Genomic DNA, 14,136 nt, shown 5'->3' with positions numbered 1-14,136 from the left:
CTCCCGGAGACGCGGACGGCCCGCGGGAGGAGCTCCCACGGGCCGGACACGGTGCGGCTGCGCTCAGCGCGCGCGCTTCTCGCGGACGCGCATGTTGACGTTCACCGGCGACCCCTGGAAGCCGTAGATCTCGCGCAGGCGGCGCGCGATGTAGCGGCGGTAGCCCGGGTCGAGGAACCCGGTCGTGAAGAGGACGAATGTCGGCGGGCGCGACGAGGCCTGCGTGCCGAAGAGCACGCGGGGCTGCTTGCCTCCGCGGAGGGGGTGCGGGTGCGCCGCGGTGAGCTCGGCGAGGAACGCGTTGAACTTGCCCGTCGGGATGCGCGTGTCCCACGACTCGAGGGCGAGCTCGAGCGCCGGCACGAGCTTCTCGAGGTGGCGGCCGGTGCGGGCCGAGATGTTGACGCGGGGCGCCCACGCCACGTGGGCGAGGTCGGTCTCGATCTCGCGCTCGAGGTAGCGGCGGCGCTCGTCGTCGAGGAGGTCCCACTTGTTGAAGGCGAGCACGAGCGCCCGGCCCGACTCCAGCACCAGGTCGATGATGCGGACGTCCTGCTCCGAGATCGGCTGCGAGACGTCGAGGACGACGACGGCGACCTCGGCCTTCTCGAGCGCCGTCGAGGTGCGCAGCGACGCGTAGAAGTCGGCGCCCTGCTGGAGGTGCACGCGGCGGCGGATGCCCGCGGTGTCGACGAAGCGCCAGACCTTACCGGCGATCTCGACCTGCTCGTCGACCGGGTCGCGCGTGGTGCCGGCGAGCTCGTTGACGACGACCCGCTCCTCCCCCGCGGCCTTGTTGAGCAGGCTGGACTTGCCGACGTTCGGGCGGCCGAGGATCGCGACGCGGCGCGGTCCGCCGACCTCGCGCTTGGCGACGGCCGACTCCAGAGGGAGCTTCTCGAGCACCGCGTCGAGAAGGTCGGCGACGCCGCGGCCGTGGACGGCCGAGACGGGGCGGGGCTCGCCCAGGCCGAGCGACCACAGCGAGGCGGCGTTCGGCTCCTGGCGGGCGTCGTCCACCTTGTTCGCGGCGAGGAAGACCGGCTTCTTCGTCTTGCGCAGCAGCTTCACGACGTGCTCGTCGGTCGCGGTCGCGCCGACGTTCGCGTCGACGACGAAGATGACGGCGTCGGCGAGGTCGATGGCGATCTCGGCCTGCATGGCGACGGAGGCGTCGATGCCGCGGGCGTCGGGCTCCCAGCCGCCGGTGTCGACGATGGTGAACGCCCTGTCGATCCACTCCGCCTTGTAGGACACGCGGTCGCGCGTGACGCCCGGGGTGTCCTCGACGACGGCCTCGCGGCGGCCGAGGATGCGGTTCACCAGCGCGGACTTGCCGACGTTGGGGCGGCCCACGATCGCCACGACCGGGAGGGCGGGGAGGTAGCGGACCTCGTCCGAGTCCTCCCCGGCGAACTCGAGGAGGTCGAGGTCCTCCTCGTCGAGGTCGTAGTCCTCGAGTCCGCTCCGGAGCGCCTGCGCGCGTGAGGAGGCGAGCTGCTCGTCGAGGTCGCCGAGGCGCTCGACGAGGTCGTCGTCTCCGAAGTTCAGCTCGTCGTCACCGACGTGCGTATCCTGTGCCATGACCGGCCCTTGCTCTCGAAGTTCGGACCTCGGCGACGACCGCGTCGACGGTCTGCTCGAAGTCGAGATGAGTGGAGTCGAGAAGAGTGACTCCTTCTGCGGCGTTCATGAAGTCGACCACCTGCGAGTCGGCGCGGTCCCTCGACCGCAGTGCCTGACCCGTCGCCTCGGCGGATTCCGTGGTGACCTCGCGCGAACGCCTGGCCATTCTAGCCTCTTCGCTCGCCGTCAGCAGGATCCGGACCGGAGCGGTCGGTGCGACGACCGTCGTGATGTCGCGGCCCTCGACGATGATGCCCTCCCGGCGCGTCTCGCCGATGATCCTCCGGAACAGCAGGGTGATCCTCCGACGGACCTCGGGGACCTTCGCCACGGCCGAGACCCGCGCGGTCACCCGGGGCTCGCGGATGGCGGCGGTCACCTCGGTCGGACCGACCCACACCGAGTACGACTCGGGGTCGGTGCCGATGGAGTAGTCGAAGCCGTCGAGCGCGTCGACGATCGCGTCCTGGTCCTCGAAGTCGAGGCCGCGGTCGAGCCCGTGCCAGGCGAGCGCGCGGTAGGCCGCTCCCGTGTCGAGGAACTCGAAGTCGAGGCGGCGGGCGGCAGCCCTCGACACGCTGGACTTGCCGCTGCCGGCCGGGCCGTCGATGGCGACCACGACGGCCTCGCCGAAGTCGCCCTGCTCGGCGGCCTCGGAGCGCGCCTCGCGCTCGGGAGCCGCGCCCCCGTCCTCCGGGATGCTCTGCTGTGCCCGGCGGGCGGGCGTCATCCTGTTCAGGCCGCCCTCCTGCCTGTTCTGCTCGGTGCTCATCCGGCGATCCTCCAGCCGCGTATGGTCAGTTCTTCGGTCAGCGGCGCGACCGCTTCGGGCACCACCGAGATCTCGGCGAGACCCACTCGGCGCCCCTGCGCGTGCTCGAGGCGCACGTCCTCGAGGTTGACGCCCGCCTCGCCGATCTCGACCAGGAGTCGCGCGAGGGTTCCGGGAGAGTCGTCGACGAGGACGATCAGGGTCGAGAAGCGCTGGTCCTGGCCGTGCTTGCCGGGCAGGCGCGCCACTCCGGCGTTGCCCGCGGCCAGGTGCTCGGCGAGCACGCGGCGCGAGCCGGGCGCCTCGAGGTCGCGGAGAGCGTCGGCGACCGCGGCGACGTCGTCGCGGAAGGCGTCGAGCACCGCGACGACGTGCTCGCGGTTCGCGGCCAGGATCTGCATCCAGAGCTCGGGGGCCGAGGCCGCCAGGCGCGAGACGTCGCGGACGCCCTGCCCGGCGAGGCGGAGCGCCGCGTTCGGGGCGTCGAGGAGGCGCTGGCCGAGCAGTGACGAGATCACCTGCGGGGCGTGCGAGACGAGGCCGACCGAGAGGTCGTGCTCCTCCGGGTCCATCTCGACGATGGTGCCGCCGAGGTCGAGAGCGAGGCCCTCCACCCGCGCGAGCGCGTCGGGCGCGGTCTCGCCGTCGCGGCAGATCACCCAGGGCCGACCGACGAAGAGGTCCCCCCGCGCGGCGACCGGTCCGCCGCGCTCGCGGCCGGCCATCGGGTGCGAGCCGATGTAGCGGGCGAGGTCGACGCCGCGGGAGCGCAGCTCGCGCAGCGGCTGGGTCTTGACGCTCGCCACGTCGGTGACGACGGCTCCGGGGTGCGCCGCGAGCTCGCGCTCGACGACGCTCGCGGTGACGTCAGGGGGGACGCAGACGACGACGACGGAGGGCCGGTCGTCGGCGGAGGCGGCGCGGCCGGCCCCGTAGTCGATGGCGAGGGAGAGGCTCGCGGGCGAGGCGTCGTCGAGGACGACGTCGATCCCGCGGGAGGCGAGGCCGAGGCCGATGGAGGCGCCGAGTAGTCCGGAGCCGACCACCCGCACCGTCCCGGTCGTCCGCATCGCGGGCGGCGCGGGGTGCAGGAGCTCGTTCACCCCGACAGCCTAGCGATCGGCGCGGCGCTGCTTGTCGGCGCCGGACCGGCGCGGAGGACCGTCGCTCCGCCCGCCGCCGGCGGAGGAGCCGCCGCGATCGGACGACCGTCCCGCCGAGCCGCCGCGGTCGGACGACCGTCCGGACGATCCGCCGCGATCCGAGGATCGCCCGGCCGAGCCGCGCTCCGCCGGGGCGACGCGCTCGCCGCTGTCAGGCCGGGGCCGCCGCGCACCCGCGCTCACCTTCTTCGAGGGGACCGCGGGAGCGGCCGCCACCGCCTCGCCGCCCTGCCGCGCGATCGTGAGCAGCGCGCCCAGCTCCTCCCGGGTCAGGTCGCGCAGATCGCCCGAGCGCAGGGTGCCCAGGTGCAGCGGCCCGAACTGGCGCCGGACGAGCTCGATCACCGGGTGGCCGACCGCCGCCATCATCCGGCGGACGACCCGGTTGCGACCGGAGTGCAGGGTGATCTCGACGAGCGAGGCGTTCGAGCGGCCCTCCGGCCGGCCGAGGAGACGCGCCTTGTCGGCGGCCACCGGTCCGTCGTCGAGCTCGATCCCGGTGGTCAGCGTCGCGATCGTCTGCGGGAGCACCTGCCCGTGCACCTTCGCGATGTAGGTCTTCGTCACTCCGAACGACGGGTGCGCGAGGACGTGGGCGAGCTCGCCGTCGTTGGTCAGCACCAGCAGGCCCGAGGTCTCGGCGTCGAGGCGCCCGACGTTGAACAGCCGCTCCTCGAAGTTCTTCGTGTAGAGGCTGAGGTCGGTGCGTCCGTTCTCGTCCGCCAGCGAGCTGACGACGCCGATCGGCTTGTTGAGCATGACGTAGCGGCGCGAGGTGTCCAGCTGCACCGCGACCCCGTCGACCTCGATCCGGTCGGTCGCCGGATCGATGCGGCGGCCGAGCTCGTCCGCCACCTCGCCGTTGACGCGGATCCGCCGCGCCACGATCATCTCCTCGACCACTCGTCGGGAGGCGACCCCCGCTGCCGCGAGGACCTTCTGCAGTCGTTCGCCGTCGGGGCCGCTGTCAGGCGCGCTCATCGAATCCGTCTCTTCCGTCGCTCAGTAGGGGGGAGATCTTCGGCAGCTCGTCGAGCGAGGTGAGGCCGAGGTGCACGAGCAGCTGCTCGGTGGTGCCGTAGAGGACCGCGCCCGTCTCGGGGTCGTGGCCGACCTCCGCGATGAGGCCGCGGCCGAGGAGGGTGCGCGCGACGGAGTCGACGTTGACCGCGCGGATCTGCGCGACCTGACCGCGCGAGACCGGCTGCTTGTAGGCGATCACGGCGAGCGTCTCGAGCGCCGCCTGCGAGAGCCGCGTCGGGTTCTGCGTCAGGACGAAGTCCTTGACCACCGGGTCGTACTCGCGGCGCACGTAGATCCGCCAGCCGGCACCGACCTCGCGCAGCTCGAAGCCCCGGCGGATCGCCCCGTCGGCGCCGTCGTAGTCGGCGACCAGGCGCTCGATCGACTGGCGGACCACGGCGATCGGCCTCGACAGCGCGGTCGCGAGGGAGGCGAGCGGCTGCGGCTCGTCCGCGACCATCAGGATCGCCTCGATCGCCCGGTCGATCTCGAACGCGACGGTCCCGGGGCCGGCGTCAGGAGTCATAGTCGGCTCCGAGCGCGGCGAGGCTCGCATCGCTCCACTGCTCGGCGACCCAGCGCAGCGTGAGCTCGCCGAGCGGCTCCGGCTGGTCGAACGAGATCGCGGCGTGCCGGTAGAGCTCGAGCACGGCCAGGAAGCGCGCGACGATCACGCCTTTCTCGTCGGCGTCCGCGATCAGCTCGCCGAAGGTGGCCCTCCCGCGGGCGCGCAGCATCGCCACGACGTGGGCGGCCTGCTCCCGGATGCTGATCTGCGGGGCGTGCAGGTGGTCCAGGCCCACCGTCGGCAGCTCGCGCGGAGCGAGGGCGACGGTCGCGAGGGCGGCGAAGTCGGCGGGCGACAGGGTCCAGACGAGCTCCGGCTTCGCGGACCGGTACTCCTCCTCCAGAGGCACGTCGCGCACGTGGCGGGCGGTCTCGATCGCGATCCGCTCGGCGAACCACGACGACACCTGCTTGAAGGCCCGGTACTGCAGGAGCCGGGCGAACAGCAGGTCTCGCGCCTCCAGCAGCGCCGCGTCCTCCGCGTCCACGAGCTCGCCCTGGGGCAGGAGTCCGGCGATCTTCAGGTCGAGGAGCGTCGCGGCGACGACGAGGAACTCCGACGCGCGGTCCAGCCCCTCGAGCGAGTCGATCCCGTGCAGGTACGAGAGGAACTCGTCCGTCACGGCGCTCAGCGCGATCTCGGTGATGTCGACCTGCTGCTTCGCGATGAGGCTCAGCAGGAGGTCGAACGGACCCTCGAAGTTGGTCAGCGCGAGGTGGAACCCGGTGGGAGCGGCGCGCTCCTCGAGGAGGACCTCAGGCGACCGCGCCACGCGAGATCAGCTCCCTGGCGAGCTTGCGGTACGCCTTCGCGGCGTTGTGCTCGGGCGCGAACTGGGTGATCGGGACGCCGGACACGCTGGCGTCCGGGAACTTCACCGTGCGGCCGATCACCGTCTCGAGCACGCTGTCGCCGAAGGCGTCGACCACCCGGTCGAGCACCTCCCGCGAGTGCAGGGTGCGGGAGTCGTACATCGTGGGCAGGATGCCGTCGAGCTCGATCACCGGGTTGAGCCGGTCGCGGACCTTGTCGATCGTCTCGATCAGCAGGGCGACGCCGCGCAGCGCGAAGAACTCGCACTCGAGCGGGATGAGCACGCCGTGGCTCGCGGTGAGCGCGTTGACCGTGAGCAGGCCCAGCGAGGGCTGGCAGTCGATCAGGATGACGTCGTAGTCCGCGCTCACCTTGCGGAGCACCCGGGCGAGGATCTGCTCGCGCGCGACCTCGTTGACGAGGTGGACCTCGGCGGCGGAGAGGTCGATGTTGGCCGGGATGACGTCCAGGCCCGGCACGCGGGTCCTCCGGATCGCCTCGGCCGGGTCCTTCACGGTGCCGAGGAGCAGGTCGTAGATCGTGATGGCGTCGTAGGTGGTGACCCCGAGGCCGGCCGAGAGGGCGCCCTGCGGGTCGAAGTCGATGGCCAGCACGCGGCGGCCGTACTCGGCGAGGGTCGCGCCCAGGTTGATGGTCGTCGTCGTCTTGCCAACGCCGCCCTTCTGGTTGCAGAGCGAGATGATCCGGGCGGGGCCGTGACCGGCGAGCTCCACCGGCAGCGGGAAGTCGCGCAGGGGGCGGCCGGTCGGGCCGAGCGTCGGGGCTTCGAGACCGGTGAGCTCGGCCTTGTCGTCCGTCTTGCGTGTCACCTGCGTCGTCCTCGCTTCCGTGGCGGCGTGCGCTCCCGCGCGGCCTCCGACGAGTGTACCGGCGCCCCGCTCCTCGGCCGCCGCGCCCCGCCGCGCGGGGCCGCGGCTCTAGCGCCGCGCTCGCGGGTGCGCGGACGTGTAGACGTCCCGGAGCGTGTCCGCCGTCACCAGTGTGTAGATCTGCGTCGTCGCCACCGAGGCGTGCCCGAGGAGCTCCTGCACCACGCGGACGTCGGCGCCGCCCGCGAGCAGGTGGGTCGCGAAGGAGTGCCGGAAGGTGTGCGGCGAGATCTCCCGGTCCAGCCCGGCCTTCTCGGCGACGGCGCGGATGACCAGCCAGGCGCTCTGCCGCGACAGGCGGCTCCCGCGGACCCCCAGGAAGAGCGCCGGCGTCGCGCGCCCCCTCCGCGAGAGCTCGGGCCGCGCACGCACGAGGTACTCGTCGACCGCCTCGCGGGCGAAGCGGCCGAGCGGCACCATCCGCTGCTTGGACCCCTTGCCCGTCAGCCGCACCACCTCCGCGGCGACTACGTCGTCGACGTTCAGGTCCACCGCCTCCGAGATGCGCGCGCCCGTCGCGTAGAGCAGCTCCAGCAGGGCCCGGTCCCGCAGGTCCGCGAGCTCCTCGCCGCGCGCCGCGTCGAGCAGTGCCGCCATCTGCTCGACCGTGACCGCCTTCGGCAGGGTCATCGGGATCTTCGGCGGCACCACGTCCCGGGCAACGTCGTCCGAGACGACCCCCTCCTCGAGGGCGAAACGGTGCAGCCCTCGGACGCTCGAGAGGATCCGTGCGCGCGAGCTCGCCGCGAGCGGCCGCTCCGGGCGTGCGGCCAGCCAGGAGGAGAACTCCCCCACGTCGACCCGTCCGAGCTGCGCCAGATCGACGGTCCCGCGCTCCTCGAGCCAGCCGAGGTAGAGCTCCAGGTCGCGCCGGTAGGCCGCGAGCGTGTGCGCCGAGAGCCCGCGCTCCACGCTCGCCTGCCGGAGGTACGCCTCGGCGCAGGCGCGGGGGCTCACCCCCGGGGGTGGCGGACCCGCGGGTGGCGCGTCCACGGCGAGGACGCGTCGCCCAGCCCGTCCCAGTCGCGCGAGCGGAACGCGTGCGCCGCGAGCACCGCGATCGTCAGCGAGGGGTTCTGCACCCGGCGGGCGAGGACCGCCTCGACCGCCTCGTCCAGCGGCACCCACCGCAGCTCCATGTCCGCCTCCTCCGCCTCGCGGTCGAAGGCGGAGCCGGTGGACGAGAGCCCGCGGGCCAGGTAGATCCGGATGACCTCGTCGCTGCCGCCCGGCGAGGTGGCGAACTCCGAGAGCAGGTCCCAGCGCTCGGCCTGCAGGTCCGTCTCCTCGCCCAGCTCCCGCTGAGCGGCGACCAGGGGATCCTCGCCCTCGACGTCGAGCAGGCCGGCCGGGATCTCCCACTCGCGGGTGCGGACAGGGTGCCGGTACTGCTTGATCAGGGCGACGCGGTCCTCGTCGTCGAGGGCCAGCACGGCGACGGCTCCCGTGTGATCGAGGAACTCCCGGCGCAGCTCGCCGCCGCCGTAGCGGAACGTCTCGGCGCGGACGCCCCAGACCATCCCGTCGAAGACGCGCTCACTGGTCAGGACCTCCGGCTCGACGAGCTCGTCCGACAGCGGCTCACTCATCGGCGCCCGCCTCCGATGCCGGGAAGAGGCGCGAGGCCTCCTGGCGCTCGAGGGCGGCGGTCACGAGGCCGCGGAAGAGCGGGTGCGCGGCGTTCGGGCGCGAGCGGAGCTCCGGGTGCGCCTGCGTGCCCACGTAGTAGGGGTGCTTCTCGCGGGGCAGCTCGACGTACTCCACGAGGTGGCCGTCGGGCGAGAGGCCCGAGAACCAGAGCCCCGCCTCGGCGATCCGGTCGCGGTAGCGGTTGTTGACCTCGTAGCGGTGACGGTGGCGCTCGGCAGCCTCAGGTGCGCCGTACACCTCGGCGACGATCGAGCCCTCGGCGAGCTCGGCCGTGTAGAGGCCGAGGCGCATCGTGCCGCCCATGTCCCCGGACGCGAGGATCTCGACCTGCTCGGCCATCGTCGCGATGACGGGGAACTCCGTCTCCGGGTCGAACTCCGACGACGAGGCCCCCTCGAGGCCGGCCTCGTTGCGGGCGTACTCGATGACCATGCACTGCAGGCCGAGGCAGAGCCCGAGGGTCGGTATCCCGTTCTCCCGCGCGAAGCGCAGCGCGCCGAGCTTGCCCTCGATGCCGCGGATGCCGAAGCCGCCGGGCACGCAGATGCCGTCGAGCTCGGAGAGCGCCTTGGCCGCAGCCTCGGGGTCCTCGAGCCCGTCGGAGGCGATCCAGCGGATGGCGACCTTCGTCTGCTGCGCGAAGCCGCCGGCTCGCAGAGCCTCCGTCACGGAGAGGTAGGCGTCGGGCAGGTCGATGTACTTCCCGACCAGGCCGATGGTGACCTCGTGCTTGGGCTCGTGCACGGCCTCGAGCAGTCGCGACCAGCCGTCCCAGACGACCTCGCCGGCCGGGAGGCCCAGCTGGTCGATGATGTAGGCGTCGAGGCCCTGCTCGTTGAGCATCTGCGGGATCTCGTAGATCGACGCGACGTCCTTGGCGTTGACCACGGCCTGCTCGTCGACGTCGCACATCAGCGCGATCTTGCGCTTGTTCGACTCCGACACGGGCCGGTCGCTCCGCAGCACCAGGGCGTCCGGCTGGATGCCGATCGAGCGCAGCGCCGCGACGGAGTGCTGGGTGGGCTTGGTCTTCTGCTCGCCGGAGGCGCCCATGAAGGGCACCAGCGAGACGTGCACGAAGAAGACGTTGCGGCGGCCGAGCTCGTGGCGGACCTGGCGGGCCGACTCGATGAACGGCTGGCTCTCGATGTCGCCGACGGTGCCGCCGATCTCGGTGATGATGACGTCCGGCTGCGGGTCGTCCTCCGACTGGAGGCGCATGCGCCGCTTGATCTCGTCCGTGATGTGCGGGATGACCTGGACCGTGTCGCCGAGGTACTCGCCGGCGCGCTCGCGCGCGATGACCCTCGAGTAGATCTGGCCGGTCGTGACGTTCGCGGCCTGGTTCAGGTTGATGTCGAGGAAGCGCTCGTAGTGGCCGATGTCGAGATCGGTCTCGGCGCCGTCGTCGGTCACGAAGACCTCGCCGTGCTGGAACGGGTTCATCGTCCCCGGGTCCACGTTGAGGTACGGGTCGAGCTTCTGCATGACGACGCGCAGCCCGCGCGCGGTCAGCAGGTTGCCCAGGCTCGCGGCCGTGAGTCCCTTGCCGAGCGAGGAGACGACACCGCCGGTGACGAAGATGTGCTTCGTGATCTTCGAGGGGGCGTCCTGCCCGGCCGTCGAAGCGTTCCGGGTCGAGGACCCGGAGGAGCCCTCGGGATCCGAGGGAGAAGAAGAGGAAAGGCCCGCGTTCGTAAAGTCCACCACGGGGTTCCACCGTAACAGCAGAACGGCGGCGGCGGACCGCCCGGGACGGATCGATGTCGTCCAGGGCCGCTCGCGATCAGCCCCGCCGACTCGATTCGAGGAGCTCCCGCGCATGAGCGAGAGCGTTGGCGGAGTCGGTGAGCCCCGAGAGCAGGCGCGCCATCTCGGACACCCGCTCCTCGGAGTCGAGCTGCGTCACGGCGCTCGAGGTCACCGCGCCGTCCGAGCCCTTCTCGACGCGGAGGTGGTTCGTGGCGAATGCGGCGACCTGCGCGAGGTGGGTCACCACGATGACCTGCGACGTCTCGGCGAGCCGCGCGAGCCGTCGGCCGATCTCGATCGCCGCCGCTCCGCCGACCCCTGCGTCGACCTCGTCGAAGACGAACGTCGGCACGGGGTCGTTGGCGGCGACCACGACCTCGATCGCGAGCATCACCCGCGAGAGCTCGCCTCCCGAGGCTCCGCGGGCGAGGGGCCGGGGTGCGGCCCCGGTGTGCGGCTGGAGCAGCATCTCGACGGAGTCGCGCCCGTGGATGCTCGGCTCCCCCGCGGCCGTCACCTTCACGTGCAGGCGCGCATCCGCCATGGCCAGCGCGGTGAGCTCGTCGCTGACCCGCTCCCCCAGCTCGGCGGCCGCCGCGGTCCGCAGCTCGGTCAGCCGGGTCGCGAGGCGGTCGACGAGGTCCGCGTCGGCCGCGGTGTCGGCCTCGAGAGCCGCGATCCTCTCGTCGTCGCCGTCGAGCTCGAGCAGGCGGAGTCCGGAGGAGTCCACCAGGTCGAGCACGTCGTCCAGCGTCGGTCCGTAGGTGCGGGCGAGCAGAGACAGCTCCGCGCGCCGGTTCTCGATCAGCTCCAGGTCGTGCGCGCCGTCGAGGTCGAGCTCCGCCAGGTACGAGGAGAGCCCGCCGGCGGCGTCGACGAGGAGCACCGCCGCCTCGCCGAGCGTCTGGACCGTCGGCTGCAGGGCGGCGTCGTGCTCGGCCGCCCGTTCCAGCACGCGCCGCGCCGTCTCGAGGAGCCCGAGCGCGTCCCGCCCGTCCAGCTCCTCGGACGAGATCGCCTCGCGGGCCTCGCCGGCGGCGAGCCGGAGCTGCTCGATGCTCCCGAGCCGGGCGGACTGCGCCGCGAGCTCGACGTCCTCCCCGCGCTGGGGGGCGACCACCTCGATCTCGGCGAGGGCGGAGCGGAGCCGTTCGGCTTCGCGGGCGCGCGTCTCCCGGGCCTCGGTGAGCGAGTCGAGCTCCTCCCGGTTGGCCCGCCAGCGCTCGAAGGCGCTCGCGTAGTCGCGGAGGGCGTCGGCGAGACCGGGTCCGCCGAACCGGTCGAGCGCCTCGCGCTGCGCCGCGGCGGAGCGGAGGCGGATCTGGTCCGACTGCCCGTGCACGACGACCAGCTGATCGGCGAGCTCGCTCAGCACGCTGACCGGTGCGCTCCGGCCGCCGACGACGGCTCGCCCGCGTCCCTCCGCCGAGACCGAGCGCGCGAGGAGCAGCTCCGGGCCGTCGAGATCGCCGCCGGCGTCGTGGACCCGCTCGGCGACCGGGCCCTGCTCTGAGACCAGCCAGCGCCCCGACACCCAGGCCTGCTTCGCTCCCGAGCGCACAGCGGACGCGTCCGAGCGCGCGCCCAGCACGAGGCCGAGCGCCGTGACCACCATCGTCTTGCCGGCGCCGGTCTCGCCGGTGACCGCGGTGAAGCCCGGTCCGAGCGGGAGCGTCGCCTCGGCGATCACTCCGAGGTCGCGGATCTGCAGCTCTTCGAGCATCGGGCCTTACTCCGTCTCCGCCGACCCCCGCCATCCGCGGATGGGGAGACCGAACTTGTGCACGAGTCGATCGGTGAAGGGGGCGTCGTGCAGGCGTGCGAAGCGCACGGGCACGGGCGAGCGCCGGTAGACGACGCGCGCTCCCGGCGGCAGCTCGTAGGCGCGCCGGCCGTCGGCCCAGAGGACGCCGACGCCGTCGGTCCTCTCCTTGACCTCGACGGCGAGGCTCGACGACGGGCCCACGACGAGGGGCCGCGCGAAGAGAGCATGGGCACTGAGCGGAACGAGGAGCATCGCCTCGACGGTCGGCCACACCACGGGCCCGCCCCCGGAGAAGGCGTAAGCGGTGGAACCGGTCGGAGTGGACACGACGATGCCGTCGCAGCCGAAGCTCGACAGCGGACGTCCGTCGACGCCCACCATGACCTCGAGCATCCGCTCGCGGCTGCCCTTCTCGACGGTCGCCTCGTTGAGCGCCCAGGTCTCGTAGACGACGGCCTCGTCGATCTTGACGCGCACCTGCAGGGTCATCCGCTCCTCGACCGCGTAGTCGCCGTCGAGCGCACGGGCGACCGCGTCGTCGAGATCGTCCCGCTCGCTCTCGGCGAGGAACCCGACGTGGCCGAGGTTCACGCCGAGCAGAGGGGCTGTCCCCGACCGGACGATCTCCGCTGCGCGGAGGATGGTCCCGTCCCCGCCGAGCACGAACACGAGCTCGATGGACTCGAGCGGCACGTCGGACCCGAGCACGGCGACGTCGCTCAGATCCGGAGCGACCGCGACGATGTCTCCCTTGTCGTCGGCACAGAGGACGGGGTGGGCGCCGGAGTTCCGGAGGCGCTCGACGACGAGGACCGCCGCATCGAGGGAGTCCGTCCGTCCGGTGTGGGCGACGACGAGGATGTTGCGCTCGTCACGAGGGGACTGCATCGAGGGTGTGTCCTTCTGGTCGGTCGACAGCGGCGGACACGATCGCGTCACCCGGTGGTGAGCGCGGTGACCGCGTCCCTCCATTCTGTCGGAATCGTTCCGCGGTCGCGGTGGAGGTGCGCCAGATACTCACGATTCCCAGCGCCCCCCGGGAGTGGCGACTCGGCCAGGCCGACGACGCCGAGCCCCAGGTCCCACGCCGACCACAGGACGTCCGAGAGGGCCTCGCGACGCAGCTCGGGATCCCGGACGATCCCCTCCCGCACTCCCAAGCGGCCGACCTCGAACTGCGGCTTCACTAGCACCACGAAGTCGGCGAGCGGATCCACAGAGGCGGCGACGGGAGGCAGAACCATCCGCAGGGAGATGAAGGACACGTCGGACACGACCAGGTCCGGGACGATCTCGGTCCTGGCGGCTTCGGCGAGCCGGGCGGCGGTGAGATCCCGCGCATTGAACCCCTCCACCACGTGGACGCGATCGTCGGACCGGATCCGAGGAGCGAGCTGCGCGTGCCCGACGTCGAGGGCGATCACCGAGGCGGCGCCGCGCTCGAGCAGGACCTGCGAGAACCCGCCCGTCGACGCCCCGACGTCGAGAGCGTTCCGGCCGGCGACTCGCACCGTCGCGAAGGTGTCGAGGGCGGCGAGCAGCTTGTGGGCGGCCCGGCTGACGTAGTGGTCGAGGCCGGCGACCGCGACGTCCTGATCGTCGAGGACGCGGATCGAGGGCTTCAGTGCAGGGACGCCGTCCACCGTCACCATACCGTCGGCGATCATCCGAGCGGCATGGGTGCGGGACCGGGCGATGCCCCGTTCCGCGAGAGCCGAGTCGAGTCGCGAGTCTTCGGTCATCGGTCGCGGTCCGCGTTCTCGAGTCGGATGCGCAGCTGCTCCTGCAGCTGGACGTATCCGGCTGCCCTCTTGTCGAGCGCAGTCTGCTCGATCCGGAGGAGCTCGTCTGACAGGACGTGTTCCTCCACGACGTCGAAGCCGTTCTGGAGCGACCTCGATTCCGGGGAGGGCGTCGGGTCGTGCTGAGTCATCGCTGCTCCTCGTTCCGGAGTCGGGCGACGACGGTCATCGTCGCTCCGGCCGGCCCTATTCGTCCTCGAACAGAGACCGACCGGTTAAACAGCGATGGCCACCCATTTCTGGGTGGCCATCGTGAATGGTGTCCGGCGGTGTCCTACTCTCCCACAGGGTCCCCCCTGCAGTACCATCGGC

The 14,136-nt window shown here is 72.2% G+C and carries 13 protein-coding genes and 1 pseudogene; all 14 read right to left on the bottom strand.

From position 1 onward, the window contains the following. Positions 1–63: 63 nt before the first annotated feature. The 14 genes and pseudogenes from der to C5C99_RS11480 all read right to left on the bottom strand — a co-directional run bounded on the left by der (position 64) and on the right by C5C99_RS11480 (position 13,955). Entirely contained in the window at positions 64–1,584 is a 1,521-nt protein-coding gene (gene der, locus C5C99_RS11545; RefSeq protein ID WP_104222506.1) for a ribosome biogenesis GTPase Der, read from the bottom strand. Continuing rightward, positions 1,559–2,398, bottom strand: coding sequence for a (d)CMP kinase (gene cmk / locus C5C99_RS11540; protein WP_258063687.1), 840 nt, complete (start codon positions 2,396–2,398; stop codon positions 1,559–1,561). Before cmk ends, der begins: the two co-directional genes overlap by 26 nt. Next, the gene (locus tag C5C99_RS11535) at positions 2,395–3,468 is read right to left on the bottom strand and encodes a prephenate dehydrogenase (protein ID WP_104222605.1); all 1,074 of its coding nucleotides are present in this window, start codon (positions 3,466–3,468) and stop codon (positions 2,395–2,397) included. Before C5C99_RS11535 ends, cmk begins: the two co-directional genes overlap by 4 nt. 315 nt (positions 3,469–3,783) lie before the next feature. Further along, positions 3,784–4,542, bottom strand: a pseudogene (locus C5C99_RS11530) (pseudouridine synthase); the annotation flags it as partial. Beyond that, a complete protein-coding gene (gene scpB, locus C5C99_RS11525) occupies positions 4,529–5,110 on the bottom strand; it encodes an SMC-Scp complex subunit ScpB (RefSeq protein WP_104238575.1) in 582 nt (193 codons plus the stop codon). The gene scpB and the pseudogene C5C99_RS11530, both read right to left, overlap by 14 nt. Further along, positions 5,100–5,924, bottom strand: a complete 825-nt coding sequence (locus tag C5C99_RS11520; protein WP_104267431.1) for a ScpA family protein — start codon at positions 5,922–5,924, stop codon at positions 5,100–5,102. The genes scpB and C5C99_RS11520 overlap by 11 nt, the downstream gene beginning before the upstream one ends. Further along, on the bottom strand, positions 5,908–6,795 hold the full coding sequence (locus tag C5C99_RS11515) for a ParA family protein (RefSeq protein WP_104297471.1): 888 nt from the start codon (positions 6,793–6,795) through the stop codon (positions 5,908–5,910). Before C5C99_RS11515 ends, C5C99_RS11520 begins: the two co-directional genes overlap by 17 nt. Positions 6,796–6,903: 108 nt before the next feature. Further along, positions 6,904–7,812, bottom strand: a complete 909-nt coding sequence (gene xerD, locus C5C99_RS11510; RefSeq protein ID WP_104297472.1) for a site-specific tyrosine recombinase XerD — start codon at positions 7,810–7,812, stop codon at positions 6,904–6,906. Continuing rightward, on the bottom strand, positions 7,809–8,444 hold the full coding sequence (locus C5C99_RS11505) for an NUDIX hydrolase (protein WP_104233392.1): 636 nt from the start codon (positions 8,442–8,444) through the stop codon (positions 7,809–7,811). Before C5C99_RS11505 ends, xerD begins: the two co-directional genes overlap by 4 nt. After that, a complete protein-coding gene (locus tag C5C99_RS11500; protein WP_104222604.1) occupies positions 8,437–10,101 on the bottom strand; it encodes a CTP synthase in 1,665 nt (554 codons plus the stop codon). Before C5C99_RS11500 ends, C5C99_RS11505 begins: the two co-directional genes overlap by 8 nt. A gap of 190 nt (positions 10,102–10,291) precedes the next feature. Continuing rightward, positions 10,292–11,980, bottom strand: coding sequence for a DNA repair protein RecN (recN, locus tag C5C99_RS11495; RefSeq protein ID WP_104340095.1), 1,689 nt, complete (start codon positions 11,978–11,980; stop codon positions 10,292–10,294). A gap of 6 nt (positions 11,981–11,986) precedes the next feature. Next, the gene (locus C5C99_RS11490) at positions 11,987–12,910 is read right to left on the bottom strand and encodes an NAD kinase (RefSeq protein WP_104222498.1); all 924 of its coding nucleotides are present in this window, start codon (positions 12,908–12,910) and stop codon (positions 11,987–11,989) included. A gap of 47 nt (positions 12,911–12,957) precedes the next feature. Next, positions 12,958–13,764, bottom strand: coding sequence for a TlyA family RNA methyltransferase (locus C5C99_RS11485; protein WP_104340094.1), 807 nt, complete (start codon positions 13,762–13,764; stop codon positions 12,958–12,960). Beyond that, positions 13,761–13,955: a hypothetical protein gene (locus C5C99_RS11480; RefSeq protein WP_104340093.1), complete on the bottom strand. Its 195-nt coding sequence runs from the start codon at positions 13,953–13,955 to the stop codon at positions 13,761–13,763. Before C5C99_RS11480 ends, C5C99_RS11485 begins: the two co-directional genes overlap by 4 nt. Positions 13,956–14,136: the final 181 nt, after the last annotated feature.

The organism is Rathayibacter sp. AY1C4 (assembly GCF_002932195.1).
In the GTDB taxonomy this organism is placed as follows: Bacteria; Actinomycetota; Actinomycetes; order Actinomycetales; family Microbacteriaceae; genus Rathayibacter.
This window is presented reverse-complemented; position numbering and strand designations above follow the sequence as displayed.